Genomic DNA, 16865 nt, shown 5'->3' on the forward strand with positions numbered 1-16865 from the left:
AATAGCGCTTTCCGGGGAACTCGGTGGCCGTAGGTCCTGGAGCATCGGGCCTGCTGCCTCTTGCAGACTCAATGTCATGGCGATTGTCGCATCGCCGAGGGTTTGCAGCGGCACATTCAGTGTCGCGCGACAGCATCGTCTGCTGTGGTGAAGCTGCGTTCCCGGAGGCGATGTACCACCGCCCGGATATCGAGTCGCGCGACAGCAACGTCTGCTGTGGTGAAGCTGCCGCTGGCGTCGCCGGACTGCTTCACTTGCTCAAATAATCCAGCAGCGCAGACACACTGGCGAAGCGGGGGCTGGTTGTCGTAACAAACTTTCCGTAGCCCCAGATGACCGCAGCGAAGTGGAGGCCATTGGCTGCAGCGGCAACCTCGTCTTCCGGCGTGTCGCCGACATAGATGGTGTCTTCGGCAACGAGTGCATGCGCCGTGAGGAGTCGGGCCAGCATTGTGGTCTTGTCTTGCAGCCGAGGAGTTTCGCGGTCGAGCGCATAGACGTCGCGGAAGTGTTGCTCCCACTGCAGGTGACTCAGGATCAGGCGGGTTGGCGCGATGCGTTTGTTGGTTGCCAGGAAGCAATGCGCGCCAGCCGCCGTCAAGGCATCGAGCAACTCCTGTACGCCAGCGAAAACTTCGCTGGCGCGGTAGCCACTCGTATCGTAGTGCGCCTTGAACTGCTCGGTCAGGGCGTCCAGAAGTGTCTCGTCACTATCGCCGACCAACTCGCGCAGTGTCTCGGTGAGCGGAGGGCCGATGCGGACTGCCGACCACGGGATCCTGGGCTCGATGCCTCGTGCCGCCAGGGCTTTGCCGAAAGCGTCCAGTATCGCCGCACGGGAGTCAATCAGCGTGCCGTCTAGATCGAAAATGATGGAACGAAACATGGGGTGATCCGCTCAGGGGTTGTGAAGAATTCGCGTATTTGGGAGAAGGATCTTCAGTCCGGATGGGACCTCCTGGTGCGGTCTGCCCGACGGGGACAACATTTCCTGCAATCCTCTCGTCAATTGGACGTCGGGGTGAACACGGCGGCAAGATGTGGCGCGTTGATTGCGGCGTCGAACCAGGTTTCGATCTGTTCGAGGTTGGCCGCCGCGATCTGCTCGAGCATGGCCGGCGGGATTGAGCCAAACCGTCGGACAAGCAGGCGTTGCAGGGCCAGAGACTCGCCTTCGAGCTTCCCCTCGAGCTTCCCCTCGAGCTTCCCCTCTTGCTTACCTTCGAGCCTGCCTTCGAGCTTGCCTAACTGTAAACCTCTTTGCTCGCCGATCAGGACACCCTCCGCCACCGCTTTGGCTTTCCATTGATCCATGTTCGTTTCCAGCATCTCGGTTCCTCTCAGCAGTTCATCCCGTGTTGGCAGTGGCAGGCCGGGCATCTTCCGGCTCAATCGGTAGCGCATCCGCTGCATCACCCCGCGGTCAATGGTCTGTTTGAAGGGCGATTGGGCGACGGCCCGACCCAAGTAGCGGATCGCCCGTTTGGTGTCTTCCGTATCGTGGGCATGTTCCATCCGGAAGATTGCCGCCATCAGCCGTTGCAGCCCGTCGAGATATTCCGCACTGAACCGCCCCTCGTCGAGCAACCAGAATTTCAGCCGTGCATGAAACGTCGTCTGCTCCACCTTTCTCGTGTCAGTTGGACGTCGGGGTGAACACGGCGGCAATGTGTGGCGCGTTGATTGCGGCGTCGAACCAGGTTTCGATCTGTTCGAGGTTGGCCGCCGCGATCTGCTCGAGCATGTCCGGCGGGATCGGGCCAAACCGTCGGGTAAGCAGGTGTTGCAGGGCCAGAGACTCGCCTTCGAGCTTGCCCATCTGTAAACCTCTTTGCTCGCCGATCAGGACGCCCTCCGCCACCGCTTTGGCTTTCCATTGATCCATGTTCGTTTCCAGCATGTCGGTTCCTCTCAGAAGTTCATCCAGTGTTGGCAGTGGCAGGCCGGGCATCTTCCGGCTCAATCGGTAGCGCATCCACTGCATCACCGCGCGGTCAATGGTCTGTTTGAAGGGCGATTGGGCGACGGCCCGACCCAAATAGCGGATCGCCCGTTTGGTGTCTTCCATATCGCGGGTATGTTCCATCCGGAAGATTGCCGCCATCACCCGTTGCAACCCGTCGAGATATTCCGCACTGAACCGCCCCTCGTCGAGCAACCAGAATTTCAGCTTGGGCTGAAACGCCGTCAGTTCCGGCGGGTGGGGTTGAATCAGGTCGAAGATCTGGGTACTGCCGTTCCAGCGCGCATCGCCATTGTAGATCACCATCGGCAGGACCGGTGGCAGGCCGTTTGCCAGGTCGATGGCCTTGCTGCGCACCAGATGGTCGTACAGCGCGGCAACGTATTGCATCATCCGCACCGGCATGCCCTTGTCGATGGCCGACTGAAATTCCAGCAGCAGATAAAGGTAGACGCGCTGCCCTTGCAGTTCGATGGACCACACCACATCGTCTTCACGCTTCTTCATGGCCGGAGTGATGAAGTTGCCGGTTTCCGGGCGGAGCGTGGCGTAGTCCAGCCACTCCGCCACGCCCGGTGGGGCAAACACCTCGAGGAGTTCTCGCACCAGGTCGGCGTGCGAAAAGAGGTACTTGTAGCCTGTATCGTGCAACTGAACCATGGCGTCGATTGTAGTGCCTTGGAATCGGACGCGCAAACCGGGCCCGAAGCGCCGGAGAGGTATCGAGCAGGCGCTGCGAAGTCACGGTCTCGCCGATCGCTTTCCGGACGGGTGTCTGGACCTGGCGCGTGCTGGGCCACATCAGGAACGCTGCGCGCAATCTCACTCCTGTCCGCGTGACTATTCGCACAGCATCCGAGTGGGATCGCGTTTATCGTTTATCCGTGTCTGGATTCTGGTCATCGCGCTGCTCATTCAACGGGCAGAACGATTGGGTGCCAACAACACCAGGAAGCTGCTCAGCGCACCGGCCATTCCTGAAAGACGTACTCCAGCCTTGAAATTTCGCGTCGTGTTTCCGACGCCATGCCTTTGAAAGGATTGCAATGACTCGACTGGCGCATCCCGGTTGGGTTCCCTGCACCGGGGAATCTCTGGCACAAACCATCACCACCGCTTTCGAGCGACCGTTGCCTCTTGAACGACAGGGGCTGGGTACGTACTTTGTCGACACCAGCCAAGCTGGCGGATCGCCGGGCGGCGAGCTGCTCGTCAGTCGCACTGGGTTTGGCAGAAAAGCGAGCCCTGAAGGCACTTTGCCAGTTATTGTCTGGACCAGGCTGGCGGCCTCGGCGCTGAAGCAAACGCCGGAGCTTTCAACGGCGTGGGACCGGCTGAACGCCAGACGTGGTGACCTGCCTTTTCTCTCGGCGGATGCAATGATCGCTGCGCTCGAGATCTTTGGTGACGGAAGCGAGAAACTGCTGGTCGGCAAGCGCGGCCCACAGGTGGCCGCAATGTTCCTCCTTGTGCCGCTACCAAACTTTCTCTGGTGCACCTTTCAGCCCTCCCAGAGCCCGCTTGGAGCCTGGGTGGCTGACCCTTCTCTGGCGCTCGCGGATCTGGCACGTAGTCTGGTCCGGGGGCCGCTTGGCTTGTGCCTGTCGCTTTCGATTACCCAGATTGATCCTGGCCTTTGCTCGCGCAGTGAAGACACCACCGACAGCCAGAGCAGCGACTACATCGAAACCGGATGGATCGACCTCGCAGGGTCGTTTGAAGATTTCTGGAACGCGCGCGGCAAGAACCTGCGCCAGAACCTGCGCAAGCAGAGGAGCAAATTGGTGGCCCAGGGCGTCAGCGTGCAAATGCGCGTCTTGACGGATGGCTCAGGGATGGCTGCCGCCGTCGAGCGATATGGCGCGCTGGAGAGTGCCGGCTGGAAGGCGGGGCAGGGGACAGCGATCCACTGCGACAATGCCCAGGGGCACTTTTACCGGAGATTGCTCGAAGACGCGGCAACGCGGGGCGAAGCGGTGGTCTTCGAATACCTGTTTGATGACCGCGTCGTTGCTTCCAATCTTTGCCTGCAACGCCGGGGAATTCTGACTATCCTGAAAACGACTTACGACGAATCGATCAAGGCCTTCTCGCCGGCCTTTCTGCTGAGTCAGGAGCAGCTTGCATACCTGTTCCAGAGAAAAATCGTCAGTCGGGTGGAATACTACGGCCGAATGATGGACTGGCATACGAAGTGGACGGACAACAAGCGCACCTTGCATCACTTCACGATGTATCGCTTGCCGCTGCTCAAGCAAATCGCCGCATGGCGGCGACGCCAGGTTCGGCCGCTCAGCACGGATTGAGGGGCTTGCTGCGGCGCTACCTGCGCCCACCGAGCAGTCCGAGGAGGCCTTCGGCGAGGCGCTGCACGGTCTGAGGGTCGGGTACGGGCAGCTTGAGGTAGCGTTGCCCGGTCGCCGAATCGGTTTGTACCCACGGCGACTCGCTTTCGTCACTGGATGCCTTTGCCAGTTCGCCGAGCAATTGCATGCCGGCCGACAGCAGCGGTGCCCAGGGATCGGCGGCCCCCGGTGGTGTCGCGGCGGTGGGTGACAGCGTCTCGGCAGTGGGAGTTGGGCAGGGTTCGGGGCGGGGTTCGCCAGCGGCGGTCTCCTCGGCCTCGCTGGTAGGTTCGGATTGCCGGTATTCTTCCCCACTGTCGGTTGCCGTCCCGCTTTCCGCCGTGGCATCAAGCGGCGAGCTGTCCTGACATTCCTCGTACACCGGGGTTTCGCTTTGCGCGGCACTGGAGACCTGTTCGACGGTTTCCATGAATTTCGACAGACGTGTGCCCTGCAGGACGATCTCGCTCTCGCCGCCGTCGAGGATGCCGGCAAACAAGGACTGCTTGAACGCGAGCACCGAGAGCATGCCTTCCTCGATCGTTCCCCTGGCGACGAAGTTGATCACCTGCACGCCGCGCGTCTGGCCCAGGCGGTGCACACGACCGATGCGTTGTTCGAGCACTGCCGGATTCCACGGGAGATCCATATTGATCACCACCGCCGCCGCGTGTTGCAGGTTGAGACCGACGCCGCCGGCGTCGGTGCTGAGAAACAGTCTGCAGGCGGGATCACTGTTGAAACGGTCGACGAGTGCTCCACGCTTTTCGCCCGGCACGCCGCCGTGGAACAGCACGTGCTCCCAGCCGCGCTGGCGAAGGCGGCGGACGATCAATTCGTGTGTCCGCAGCCACTGGCTGAAGACGACGACCTTGGCCTGTGGGTCGCTCAGGATGTCATCGAGCAGGGCCAGCAATTCGTCGGCCTTGTAGCCGTCGTCGGTCTCGTGGTCGATCAGGAAGCTGCTGTTGCACGCCATGCGCATGTTCTGCAGCGAACAGTGCAGACGCAACTGGTCCTTGTCGGAGAGGAAACCGGTGTGGCGCCAGCGTTGGACGATGCGCGCGACCACTTGGCGGTTCTCTTCGTGATGGTCTGCCTGCAGCTGACTCATCGGCATGAACAGGGTGTTGTCGACGCGCTCGGGCAGTTGGTCCAGTACCTCGGCCTTGCGCCGGCGCAACAGGATTGGCGCCAGCGTCTCGCCGATCCGGTGCAGATCGCGGTAGCCGGTGACGCGTCCGCGCTCATCGCGCTGCTGATGTTCGTCGAGCAGGCGCCAGGTGGGCCCCAGGCGGTACTGATCGACGAACTGGACGATCGAGATCAGTTCTTCAAGCCGGTTTTCCAGGGGTGTGCCGGTCAGCACGATGGCGTAGGGACTGTCGATACGCTTCAGCGCTCGTGCGGCAATGGTGTTCCAGTTCTTGATCCGCTGTGCTTCGTCGACGATCACCACGTCCGGCGCCCAGGCCTGGATCAGGTCGAGGTCGCGGCTCAGCGTTTCGTAGTTGGTGATCTTGCAGAAGTCGTCCTGCGCATAACGCGCCTGGCGCACGCTGCGCAAGCCACCGATGACCGTTGCGCGGCGTTCGGTGAAGCGGGCGAACTCGCGCTCCCACTGATGCTTGAGCGAGGTCGGGCAGACGATCAGCACCCGTTCTGCGGCGAAGTGGCGGGCGAAGATTTCCACTGCGGCGATTGCCTGTACGGTTTTGCCCAGGCCCATTTCATCGCCGATCAGAGCGCGGCCGGCGCGTGCAGCAAAGAGTGCGCCTTCGCGTTGGTAGGGATAAAGCGCGACCTTGAGCAGGGTTTGCAGGTCATGGCTGTCGGCGCCCATCGGATAGGCCGCGGCGAGCGCGTGCCGGCGTAGTTCGCCGTCGCGGACTTCGGCGACGAAGGACAGGGCGTCATCAGCGCAGCGCAACTCATGGCCGGCGGCGCGAACGTGGTCCACGAACGCCGGCAGATCGGTAAAGTGCTGCGGCGGCAACTGCCAGCCATCGGCAGGATCGAACAGACGCCGCGCCGCCGGCTGCAGATCGGGTGGAAAATCGCTGCCCAGACGGAGGCGGACACGCCGCTGTCCGCTATAGTCGAGAAAGAGTTCGCTGAACGATCCCGGGAAGCCGCGTGCGAGCGCGGTCTTGCCCCCCGGTCGGGCGCCGATCTGCGCCAGCGTGAATTCGATGTGCTTGCAGGTACCGAGATGGTTGGTGGCAAAGTCGGGACACGCGCAGTAGTTGTCGCCGGCAAGTGCTCCGCGAATCGACACCCGGTAGCGGCTGCGACTTTCAGGGTTGAACACCGCGAATTCGGAGAAAACCGGATCGTCGCCGAGGTTCTCCAGGCCGAACTTCTGCTCGCGGCCGAATTGCCGGCGCAACGCCCTTTGCCATTCATCGGCCGCCAGGTCGGCGGGTTTGCGCTGGCGCGAGAGGCGCGGTTCGGCAGCGCTGCGGGCGGGAGCCTTGTTGTTCCTGGTGGCGGTGTTTCCGGGTATCTTGCTCATGGCGTTATCGGTTGTTATTGATCAGCTTGGCGAGGGAGGCTCTCGGCGGTCACTGCGGTCAGCGTTTCAGGCGGGCAAAGGCGCTGGCCATGGCGCTGCTCGGTTGTGGCTGGCTGTGCTGGCGCTCCCGGGCCCTGGCCGAGGCCGGTGCGGGCGCGGCTTTCTGTGTGTTCGGCAGCGCCTCGGCGAGACGCATGCTCAGCGCAATACGCTGGCGCGCCAGATCCACTTCGAGCACCTTGACCTTGACCACATCGCCGGCCTTGACGACCGTACGTGGGTCCTTGACGAACCTGTCGGCGATCGCCGAGATATGCACCAGTCCGTCCTGGTGCACGCCGATGTCGACAAAGGCGCCGAAGTTGGCGACGTTGGTGACCACGCCTTCGAGAATCATCCCCGGCTGCAGGTCCTTGGCGGATTCGACGCCCTCCCGGAAAGCGGCGGTCCTGAACTCCGGGCGCGGGTCGCGGCCCGGTTTTTCGAGTTCCTTGAGGATGTCGCGAACGGTCGGCAGGCCGAACTTGTCGTCGATGAATTTTTCCGGCACCAGCGTCCTGAGCAGTCGTGAGTCACCGATCACTTCGCCGATGCCTTTCCGGATGTCGGCGAGAATTCTCTCGACGAGCGGGTAGGCTTCGGGGTGTACCGCCGAACGATCAAGCGGGTTGTCGCTCTCATGCACGCGCAGGAAACCGGCGGCCAACTCGAAAGTCTTGTCGCCGAGACGCGGGACACCCCGGAGTGCCTGTCGGTTGCGGAAGGCGCCATGCTGGTCGCGATGGGTCACGATGTTCGCCGCCAGCGTCGGGCTGAGGCCGGAAACGCGGGTCAGGAGCGCTACCGACGCGGTGTTGACGTCTACCCCGACCGCGTTCACACAGTCCTCGACCACGCCGTTGAGCGCTTTGGCCAGCTTGCTCTGGCTGACGTCATGCTGGTACTGGCCGACCCCGATGGACTTGGGGTCGATCTTCACCAGCTCGGCCAGCGGGTCCTGCAGGCGACGGGCAATCGATACGGCGCCGCGCAGGCTGACGTCGAGGTCCGGGAATTCGCGCGAGGCGTATTCGGAAGCCGAATAGACCGAAGCGCCAGCCTCCGAGACGACGATCTTGCCAAGGTGCAGGTCCGCGTGCTGGCGGATCAGGTCGCCAACCAGGCGATCGGTCTCGCGCGAGGCGGTGCCGTTGCCGATGCTGATCAGGGCGACCTGGTGCCTGCGCGCGAGCTGGGCCAGGGTGTGCAGCGCGCCGTCCCAGTCACGGCGCGGCTCGTGTGGGTAGATCGTGGCGGTGTCGAGGAGTTTGCCGGTGGGGTCGACGACGGCGACCTTGACGCCGGTGCGCAGGCCGGGATCGAGGCCCATGGTGGCGTGCTTGCCGGCGGGTGCGGCGAGCAGCAGATCGTGCAGGTTGGCGCCAAACACCCGGATCGCCTCGGCTTCGGCGCGCTCGCGCAGCGCATTCATCAATTCCAGTTCGAGGTGCAGCGAAGCCTTGATGCGCCAGGTCCAGCGCACCGTTTCGGCAAGCCACCGGTCGGCTGGTCGGCCCTGGTCGACGATGCCGAAGCGCCGCGCGATGCGCGATTCACACGGGTTGGGGCCATTCGCCTGGTCGTCGAGTTCATTGTCGAGAACCAGCGCCAGTTGCAGCAGGCCCTCGTTACGGCCGCGGAACAGCGCCAGGGCGCGATGCGAGGGAACCGCCAGGAGGGGTTCGGCGTAGGCAAAATAGTCCTGGAACTTGGCGGCCTCGATTTCCTTGCCGGCGACGAGCGTCGATTTCACGAAGCCATGCGCCTCGAGGTAGCTGCGCAACTCGCCGAGCAGGGCGGCGTCTTCCGAAAACTGTTCCATCAGAATCTGGCGGGCGCCGTCGAGCACGCTTCTGACGTCGCTGAAGCCGGCGTCGGCGTTGATGAAGCGTTCGGCCTCGACTTCAGGGGCCAGCAGCGGGTTGGCGAGCAGGGCTTCGGCGAGTGGTGCGAGACCGGCTTCCCGGGCGGCTTGCGCCTTGCTGCGCCGCTTCGGCTTGTACGGCAGATAAAGATCTTCGAGGCGTTGCTTGGTGTCCGCGGCGTTGATTGCCGCTGCCAGCTCCGGGCTCAGCTTGCCCTGCTCGTCAATCGAGGCGAGGACAGATCTGCGCCGGTCTTCGAGTTCGCGCAGGTAGGTCAGGCGTTCGTCGAGCAGGCGCAACTGGATGTCGTCGAGTCCCCCGGTAACCTCCTTGCGATAGCGGGCGATGAACGGCACCGTGGCGCCTTCGTCGAGCAGGGCGGCGGTGGCCAGCACCTGTTGAGGGCGACAGGCCACTTCTGCGGCAATCTTTTCGGCAATCTGCTGGGCAACACGGGTTTCGATCGAGGGCGGCATGAGCGAGCACAGGTTGGAGGGTTTGAAAAAGGCCGAACTATGCAGAATCGGCAGGCAAAACTCAAGAACACCGACGGCCGCCAGGCCGATTGCATTGCCGCCGTACCGAGAAAAGGGTTAAATTGCCAGTCTTGGGCAGCGACATCCCGCTGTGGCTCAGGGAGGCATCATGAAAATCGATATCGAACACTTTGGTCTGAGAGACGTGCCGGTTGATCCGGATACCGTATTCACTTTTGCCGAGGGGGTTGCGGGTTTTGCGCACTGCACGCAGTTCACGATTTTCCACGAGGAAGGCAGCAATCCCAGGGTCTTCTGGCTACAGTCGCTGGACGACGCCGAGGTGATGTTTCCGATTGTGGCCCCCGAGATGCTGGATGTCGAATACCAGATCGAACTTTCCGACGCTGACTGCGCGCTGCTCGGGCTGGAGAAAGCCGAGGATGCGGCGGTGGTGGTCATCGTGTACCGCGACGCGGCCGAGGGTGGGAAGATTGCGGCCAATACCCGTTCGCCGATCATCCTGAACCTGAGCAACCGTCGGGCGATGCAGAAAGTGTTGCAGGAGGTGCATCCGACACTGCTGTACCGCGCGCGTTGAGCTTGAAGGTACAGGGGTTCTGGTTTTCGGCTGTCGTGTTCGTGATTGGCCGGTGCTTTCGCGAAGGCAGGGCGCTTGGGCGGAGGGTTTTCGGAACTGTTCCCGCCAACCCGGATCCAGAATGGCGGGCGATTTGCGGTAATTGCGTAAGATCGCTGCTCGTGCTCTGCCTGGTTTCTGCGGTCGGCGCTGCCGAGATGGAACTACCTGCCGGCAGGGTCAAGCGCAGTCAAGGTAGTGTCACTGTCGAGCGAGCCGGACAAACCCGGGCGGTCGAGGTGGGTACCCCGGTTTACGTCGGGGACCGGGTGCGTACAGCGGCTGATGGTGCGGTGGGAATCACCCTGTCCGATGACACCCTGCTCACCGCCGGGCCGGGCAGTACCCTGTTGATCAACGAATTCCGCTTCAATACCACGACCAACGACGGCAACCTGCTGGCCACGCTGCTCAAGGGGACGCTGAGCGTGGTGACCGGCCTGATCGGCAAGCAGGCGCCGCAGAATGTCAGCTTCAAGACGCCGACCGTCGTGCTGGGCATCCGGGGCACCGAGTTCATCATCGAAGCGCGGGGAGACGGCGAGTGAGACGAGCGACCTGCCTGCTGTCTTTGGTCGTCCTGGGTCTCGCGGCCTGTGCGCGGTTGACCGACCATGTGGTCCTGCTGCCGGGACCGGATGGTCGTACGGGTGCCCTGTCGGTGACTGCGGCCTCTGGAGAAATGGTACTTTCCGAGCCCTATACCGGCGTCGACGTGGCAGGCGGCAAGGTGACCAGGCTGAGCACCAGCGCCGCGATGGTGCGCGAGGCCTTCGGCCCGTTGCTCGACATGCAGCCACCGCGGCCGCGCTTCTTCGTGGTTCATTTCGAGGCCGGCAAAGACGTATTGACGCCGGCGTCGCGGAGCCTGCTGGCGAATGTTGGCACCGAACTGGCGGCCCTGCCCGCCGGCGAAGCGGTGGTCATCGGCCATACGGATCGGATGGGGGCTCGCGAGTTCAACGATCGGTTGTCGTTGCAGCGCGCGGAGCTGGTGCGGGAACGCCTGGTCGGGGCGGGGGTGCCGCGCGATGCCATTTCCGTGGCCGGGCGAGGGGAGCGCGAACCGGTGGTGGTCACCGCTGACGAGGTGGCCGAGCCGCGTAACCGCCGTGTCGACATCAAGCTCCGTTGATCTGGCGCGCACGTTTTTGCGCCGACTGGCGCCGCTCGACCTGTGGCAGTGGTTGGGTGTTGCCGTGCTTGGCGTGCTGCTCGCGCACGCTTCTGGCCATATCGAACTCGGTTTCCTGAACCGGATCGACGCATTGCTCTACGACGCCCGCGTGCGTTTGTTGGCGCGTGCGGAACCTGACCCACGCATCGCCATCGTCGACATCGACGAGCGTTCGCTGGCCGAACTGGGACGCTGGCCGTGGAATCGTGCTCGCCTGGCTGATCTGGTCGACAGCATTTTTCGACAACACGGTGCGCTGCTGCTCGGTCTGGATGTGATCCTGGCCGAACCGGACGAGAGTTCTGGTTTGGCATCGCTGGATACCCTTGGGCGCGGCCCGCTACGCCACAACGACGCTTTCCAGGCCGCCCTGGCAGGCTTGCGTCCACAGCTGGATTACGACGGTCGTCTGGCCGCAGTGTTCCGCCGCTATCCGGTCGTGCTCGGGTTTCATCTGTCGAGTGGCGCGGGTGCGGCCAGCAGCGGGGAACTACCGCCCCCGCTGTCGCTGGGTGCTGGCGAGCCGGCAGGGCAACTGACGCGGTGGACGGGTTATGGAGCCAACCTGCCACGGCTACAGCAGGCTGCCGGTGCCGCCGGTTTTCTCAATGCGCCAATCGACCCCGACGGCGTGACGCGACGAGCGCTGTTGTTGGCGCGGCATGACGACAAGATGTACGCAGCCCTGTCGCTGGTGATGACGCAGATCCTGCTGGGCAATCCACCTCTGCAACTGCGCTTTGCCGAACCGCCTGCGGGGTCGACCGGGAGCGGCACACTGGAGGCGCTTGAACTGTTGACGGTGCGCGGAGCGCTGCGCATCGCGGTGGATGAGCAGGCGGGCGTGCTGCTGCCCTTTCGGGGACCGGTGGGGAGTTTTGCTTACCATTCGGCGGTCGATGTGCTGGCCGGCCGCGTGCCGGTAGACAGCCTGCGTGGCCGGGTGGTGCTTCTCGGAACGACCGCGCCGGGCCTGCTCGACCAGCGCGTCACACCGGTCGGCGAGGCCTATCCCGGTGTCGAAGCGCACGCGAACCTGTTGTCCGGCCTGCTGGCGGGAAACCTGCCGCAGTCGCCCGCGTATACGCCGGGGGTCGAGGTCCTGGGCTTGCTGTTTGTCGGCACCGCGCTGCTGCTCGGCCTGCCGAGGTTTTCACCTGCGGGGGCGGTGCTGCTGGCGATGTCGTTGTTGATGGTGGTGGTGGCCAGCAATCTGGCCGCCTGGGTCTTCGCGCGCCTGGCGCTGCCGATGGCGGCCATTCTTCTGTTGGTGGCGATGCTGCTGGCCCTGCATCTGTTCTTCGGCTATTTCGTGGAACATCGTGCCAAGCGACGTCTGACCGAGCTGTTTGGCCAGTACGTTCCGCCCGAACTGGTCGAGGAGATGAATCGTGATCCCACGCATTACAGCATGGAAGGACGTAGTTCCGAGATGACGGTGCTGTTCGCCGACGTACGTGGTTTCACGACCCTGGCCGAGGGGATGCCACCCGACGAACTGGCGCGGCTGATGAACGATTACTTCTCGGTGATGACCGATATCATCCGCGCGCATCGCGGCACTCTGGACAAGTATGTCGGCGACGCGCTGGTGGCTTTCTGGGGTGCGCCGCTGGCCGACGCACAACACGCCCGGCATGCGGTCGAGGCCGGCCTGGCCATGCAGGCCGCGCTGATCGGCGTCAATCAGCGCTTTGCGAGCCGCGCCTGGCCGTCGCTACGGATTGGCATCGGCATCAACACGGGCACGATGGTTGTCGGCGATATGGGTTCGCGTCATCGTCGCTCCTATACCGTGCTCGGCGATGCGGTGAACCTGGCTTCCCGCCTCGAAGGCTTGTCGGCGCAGTACGGTGCGGGCGTTATCATCGGCGAGGCGACGTACCAGGCCCTCGGCGAGTGGCGCTGCCGGCAGCTCGACCGCGTAACGGTGCGCGGGCGCACTACGCCGGTGGCGATCTATGAGCCGCTTTGATTGAACTGGCGAGGCCAGTGGTCGAGTTGCGCCAGGGGGAAGCTCAAGGCGCGGCAAAAAATGTCGTAACGTAGTGAATAAAATGGATGGATAAAACGATAAGGAGACGAGGATGAGGGGAGTTGCGTGGACGATACGCGCCGCGATGCTGCTGCAGGTCCTTGCCGCAGCATTGGCCGGCTGGTTGGGCCTTGGGCTGTTCGGTGGGGGACTCTACGGCTGGCTTGGCGCCTTGGGGGGACTGGTGGTGCTTGCCCTGCTGATCGGCCTGGTGGTCGAGCGGCGTCTGTTGGGCCGTCTTGAGGTGCTGCGCGAGGTGCTCGCAAAGACCTACGCCGATGGCGATCTGACCAGGCGCGCAACCGTTGCGGGGGAGGATGAAATTGCTGCTGTGGCGGCTGATTTCAATCGCCTGATTGGCGGATTCGCGACCATTGTCGGTAAGGTACTCTTCAACTCGGTCGAGGTCGGCAAGGCCTCCCGGCAACTGATCGGTGACGCCAGCCGGGTGGCATCGGGCTCGAATCAGCAGCGTGACGCCGCGTTGGCGACAGCCAGTGCCATGGGCGAGTTGACCACCAACATGCACGAGGTCAGTCAGAACGCCAGCGAAACTGCGAGCATTTCAGAGGCCTCGAACAGGTTGTCGACCGAAGGGATGGCAATCGTGCGCAATGCTTCGGCAGAGATGGAACAGATTGCCGCTTCGGTGACCGAGTCCGCACGGGTGGTGTGTGCGCTCGGCGAACGTTCCAGGGCAATCAGCGGGATCGTCCAGACGATCCACGAGATTGCCGACCAGACCAACCTGCTGGCCCTCAATGCGGCGATCGAGGCGGCGCGTGCCGGTGACCAGGGACGGGGTTTTGCGGTGGTCGCCGATGAGGTGCGCAAGCTTGCCGAACGGACCTCGCTGGCCACCGGCGAGATCAGCCGGATGATCACGGCGATCCAGGGCGAGACGCAGACTGCGATTGCCAGCATCGAGGCCGGCAGTGGGCAGGCGCGCCGGGGTGCAGACCTCGCCCGGCAGGCGGCCGAGTCGCTGGAGCGGATCAACAGCGGCGCGCGTGAGACGATGGAAAAGGTGGAAGCGATCGCTGCCGCGGTGGTCCAGCAGAGCCGTACCGGGGAGAGTATCGCCGAGCACGTACGAACGATCAGGGAAATGGCCGAAGCCAACAGCGCGGTCACTGCGGAGACACTGCTGGCGGTCGAGCATGTGGAGTGTCTGGCCGAGAACCTTGGGGAGGTCGGCAATGTCTTCAAACTCGGCCCGGCAGGTGAGCAGGCGGCCGCCACACACGCCAGAATGCCGGCAACCGTCCAGCAGGCAGCGCGTGCTGCCGGCGAACTCTTCGACAAGGCGGTTGATGCGGGCAGGATCAGCGTGGAGGACCTGTTCGATGACCACTACCAGCCGATTCCGAACACCCGGCCGCAGAAGTTCAAGACCCGATTCGACGCCTTTACCGACCAGAACGTGGTCGAACTGCAGGAAAATCTGCTGAATCAGAACAAATGTCTGATTTACGCCATATGCATCGACCGCAACGGTTATGTGCCCACCCACAACCGGAAATTCTCGCAACCGCTGACCGGAGACGAAAAGACCGATTTCGTGAACAGCCGTGGGAAGCGAATCTTCGACGACCCGGTGGGCAAGCGTTGTGGCAGTCACCAACAGCCGTTCCTGCTGCAGACCTATCGCCGCGATACCGGTGAAGTCCTGCACGACATCTCGGCGCCCATCTTCGTCAAGGGTCGGCGCTGGGGTGGCTTTCGCATCGGCTACGCGACCGAGTTCTGAGCCGGCCTGCTGATGCTTGTGTTGCGGTGGACGATCATGACGCGGCGCCACGTATTGGATTAAGATGTCGGGGATAAGGCGTGGGCTGTTCTTTGCGCGAGGAAGAGAAAAATGTCAGAGTTGCTGAAAAACATTGATGCCCGCACCAAGCTGGCCGGAACCAACAAGCTGGAAATCCTCCTGTTCTCGCTGGGGACCGATTCGCGCACGGGGCGACGCGAGACTTTCGGCATCAATGTCTTCAAGGTGCGTGAGGTGATGCGGACGCCGCCGATTACCTCGGCGCCGGAAATGCCCGCGTCGGTCGAGGGAATGGTCAGTTTGCGGGGGGCGCTGGTGCCGGTCGTTGATCTGGCCCGCTATGCCCGGGTAGATACGGAGACCCCACGCTCGATCATGATCGTCACCGAGTACGCCGGTCATACGCAGGGTTTTCTTGTCGAGGGGGTGGATACCATTCTCCGTCTGGACTGGAGTCAGATGCGGGTTCCTCCCGCCATGCTGCTGGCCGAGATGGGGGGGCTGGTGACGGCGGTGACCGAGTTGCCGGACGGTCGTCTGGTGATGATGATGGACGTCGAGAAGATTCTCTCGGAAACGACGAATTACGACGACGAGATCGTCTACCGGAATATCAAGCCGCTCGACAATCCCGGCCTGACCGTATTTTTTGCAGACGACTCGACGGTGGCGCGCAAGCAGATCCAACGGACCCTTGAGGCGATGGGCGTGCGCTACGTGGCTGCGATCAATGGCCTGGAAGCCTGGGATGAACTGGAGAAGATGGCCGCCTATGCGCAGGCTTCCGGCCAGGAAGTGACCGACCTGATCAGTCTCGTATTGACCGACATCGAAATGCCCGAGATGGATGGTTATATCCTGACCAAGAAGATCAAGTCTGACCCTCGCTTCGCCGGCGTACCGGTGATCATGCATTCCTCACTGTCGGGGATGTCGAACCAGCAGTTGGGCAAGTCCGTCGGTGTCGATGAGTATGTTCCCAAATTCGAACCACAGCGCCTCTCGGAAACGCTGACACGACGGTTGCAGCGGGATCTTCCGACAGTGCAGTTGACCTGATTTCGCGATTTATCTGGAGCGATACAATGGAGTTGGCTGAAAGGAAAAACCTGCTCGAGGGCGTTGACGCGCGAACCCGGCTCGCCGGTTCCAACAAGATGGAGATTCTGCTGTTCTCTCTTGGCACGCGCGAGATTTTCGGAATCAACGTCTTCAAGGTGCGCGAAGTCGGTCGGACCCCGCACATCACCAAGACGCCGAACATGCCACGCGGCGTCGAAGGCCTGATTTCGCTGCGCGGCAATGTCATTCCGGTGTTGTCTCTGATCTCCTTTCTTGAGCACAAGGATCAACACCACGAGCACGGCAAGACCATGATGGTCGCCGAGTACTCCAAGCGGACACTGGGATTTCTGGTACATGAGGTGGATCGGATCATACGTGTCGACTGGGAGAAGGTGAAGGCTCCCGAAAGTGTGTTGTCCAGCAATCAGGGGCTGATCACGGCAATCACCGAACTCGATGACGGCAAACTGGTGTCGATTCTCGATGTCGAGCAGATTCTCGCCAATGCCTTTGGCGAGGCAATCATCGTCGATATCCCCCCGGCCAACGTCGAGGAGGATGTAGGCATATTCTTTGCCGATGATTCGATTGTTGCCCGGCGGAAGATTACCGAGGTACTCGACAAACTCGGCGTCAAACACAAGCACGCTACGAACGGAGCAGAGGCCTGGACCCGCCTGCAGGGAATCGCGGCGCACGCAGCGCAGACCGGCAGGGGTGTTCGTGACGAACTGCGCCTGATCCTGGTCGATGCCGAGATGCCTGAAATGGACGGCTATGTGCTGACCAAGAACATCAAGAGCGACCAGCGTTTCTCGGGAATTCCGGTGGTCATGCATTCATCGCTGTCGTCTCAGGCCAACCACGCCATGGGCAAGGTGGTGGGCGTGGATGCCTATGTCGCCAAGTTCGACGCCGAGATTCTTGCCGACACGCTGCGCCCCTTGCTTGAGCGCTGAGAGAACCCACAGGAG

General features: G+C 62.6%; 13 protein-coding genes. 8 read left to right on the plus strand and 5 right to left on the minus strand.

Annotated elements, in window-relative coordinates; translation table 11 throughout:
* Window positions 1-250: 250 nt before the first annotated feature.
* The 3 genes from AC15MQ_RS03695 to AC15MQ_RS03705 form a co-directional block, all read right to left on the minus strand.
* The gene (locus AC15MQ_RS03695) at window positions 251-886 is read right to left on the minus strand and encodes an HAD family hydrolase (RefSeq protein ID WP_483079361.1); all 636 of its coding nucleotides are present in this window, start codon (window positions 884-886) and stop codon (window positions 251-253) included.
* A 119-nt stretch (window positions 887-1005) separates the two neighbouring features.
* A complete protein-coding gene (locus AC15MQ_RS03700; protein WP_483079362.1) occupies window positions 1006-1626 on the minus strand; it encodes a DUF4351 domain-containing protein in 621 nt (206 codons plus the stop codon).
* A gap of 10 nt (window positions 1627-1636) precedes the next feature.
* Window positions 1637-2623, minus strand: coding sequence for an Rpn family recombination-promoting nuclease/putative transposase (locus AC15MQ_RS03705; protein WP_483079363.1), 987 nt, complete (start codon window positions 2621-2623; stop codon window positions 1637-1639).
* A gap of 719 nt (window positions 2624-3342) precedes the next feature.
* Here AC15MQ_RS03705 and AC15MQ_RS03710 point away from each other — a divergent pair.
* The gene (locus AC15MQ_RS03710; RefSeq protein ID WP_483079364.1) at window positions 3343-4269 is read left to right on the plus strand and encodes a GNAT family N-acetyltransferase; all 927 of its coding nucleotides are present in this window, start codon (window positions 3343-3345) and stop codon (window positions 4267-4269) included.
* Between the two features lie 16 nt (window positions 4270-4285).
* Here AC15MQ_RS03710 and AC15MQ_RS03715 read toward each other — a convergent pair whose 3' ends face one another.
* Both AC15MQ_RS03715 and AC15MQ_RS03720 read right to left on the minus strand, forming a co-directional pair.
* Complete coding sequence (locus tag AC15MQ_RS03715; protein WP_483079365.1) at window positions 4286-6823, minus strand: DEAD/DEAH box helicase; 2538 nt, start codon at window positions 6821-6823, stop codon at window positions 4286-4288.
* 58 nt (window positions 6824-6881) lie between these two features.
* Window positions 6882-9203 (minus strand): Tex family protein, encoded by a 2322-nt coding sequence (locus tag AC15MQ_RS03720; RefSeq protein WP_483079366.1) that lies wholly within the window; start codon window positions 9201-9203, stop codon window positions 6882-6884.
* A gap of 169 nt (window positions 9204-9372) precedes the next feature.
* Between AC15MQ_RS03720 and fliW the strand changes: the two genes are divergently transcribed.
* From fliW to AC15MQ_RS03755, 7 genes are all read left to right on the plus strand, one after another.
* Window positions 9373-9804, plus strand: a complete 432-nt coding sequence (gene fliW, locus AC15MQ_RS03725) for a flagellar assembly protein FliW (protein WP_287653822.1) — start codon at window positions 9373-9375, stop codon at window positions 9802-9804.
* A gap of 197 nt (window positions 9805-10001) precedes the next feature.
* Window positions 10002-10391, plus strand: a complete 390-nt coding sequence (locus AC15MQ_RS03730) for a FecR family protein (protein ID WP_287653823.1) — start codon at window positions 10002-10004, stop codon at window positions 10389-10391.
* A complete protein-coding gene (locus AC15MQ_RS03735; protein WP_483079367.1) occupies window positions 10388-10978 on the plus strand; it encodes an OmpA family protein in 591 nt (196 codons plus the stop codon). The genes AC15MQ_RS03730 and AC15MQ_RS03735 overlap by 4 nt, the downstream gene beginning before the upstream one ends.
* On the plus strand, window positions 10956-12995 hold the full coding sequence (locus AC15MQ_RS03740) for a CHASE2 domain-containing protein (RefSeq protein WP_287653825.1): 2040 nt from the start codon (window positions 10956-10958) through the stop codon (window positions 12993-12995). Before AC15MQ_RS03735 ends, AC15MQ_RS03740 begins: the two co-directional genes overlap by 23 nt.
* Before the next feature lie 112 nt (window positions 12996-13107).
* Window positions 13108-14805, plus strand: a complete 1698-nt coding sequence (locus AC15MQ_RS03745) for a methyl-accepting chemotaxis protein (RefSeq protein ID WP_483079368.1) — start codon at window positions 13108-13110, stop codon at window positions 14803-14805.
* Window positions 14806-14916: 111 nt separating this feature from the next.
* Window positions 14917-15885: a chemotaxis protein gene (locus tag AC15MQ_RS03750; RefSeq protein ID WP_483079369.1), complete on the plus strand. Its 969-nt coding sequence runs from the start codon at window positions 14917-14919 to the stop codon at window positions 15883-15885.
* 26 nt (window positions 15886-15911) lie between these two features.
* On the plus strand, window positions 15912-16850 hold the full coding sequence (locus tag AC15MQ_RS03755) for a chemotaxis protein (RefSeq protein WP_287665760.1): 939 nt from the start codon (window positions 15912-15914) through the stop codon (window positions 16848-16850).
* The last annotated feature ends 15 nt before the right edge of the window (window positions 16851-16865 follow it).

The organism is Candidatus Accumulibacter propinquus, from assembly GCF_056856495.1.

Excerpts from the sequence above, each read along its gene's own strand:
- AC15MQ_RS03695 (WP_483079361.1), bottom strand. The coding sequence starts at position 886 with ATGTTTCGTTCCATCATTTTCGATCTAGACGGCACGCTGATTGACTCC.
- AC15MQ_RS03710 (WP_483079364.1), top strand. The coding sequence starts at position 3,343 with ATGATCGCTGCGCTCGAGATCTTTGGTGACGGAAGCGAGAAACTGCTG.
- AC15MQ_RS03730 (WP_287653823.1), top strand. The coding sequence starts at position 10,002 with ATGGAACTACCTGCCGGCAGGGTCAAGCGCAGTCAAGGTAGTGTCACT.
- AC15MQ_RS03720 (WP_483079366.1), bottom strand. The coding sequence starts at position 9,203 with ATGCCGCCCTCGATCGAAACCCGTGTTGCCCAGCAGATTGCCGAAAAG.
- fliW (WP_287653822.1), top strand. The coding sequence starts at position 9,373 with ATGAAAATCGATATCGAACACTTTGGTCTGAGAGACGTGCCGGTTGAT.
- AC15MQ_RS03745 (WP_483079368.1), top strand. The coding sequence starts at position 13,108 with ATGAGGGGAGTTGCGTGGACGATACGCGCCGCGATGCTGCTGCAGGTC.
- AC15MQ_RS03715 (WP_483079365.1), bottom strand. The coding sequence starts at position 6,823 with ATGAGCAAGATACCCGGAAACACCGCCACCAGGAACAACAAGGCTCCC.
- AC15MQ_RS03705 (WP_483079363.1), bottom strand. The coding sequence starts at position 2,623 with ATGGTTCAGTTGCACGATACAGGCTACAAGTACCTCTTTTCGCACGCC.
- AC15MQ_RS03755 (WP_287665760.1), top strand. The coding sequence starts at position 15,912 with ATGGAGTTGGCTGAAAGGAAAAACCTGCTCGAGGGCGTTGACGCGCGA.
- AC15MQ_RS03750 (WP_483079369.1), top strand. The coding sequence starts at position 14,917 with ATGTCAGAGTTGCTGAAAAACATTGATGCCCGCACCAAGCTGGCCGGA.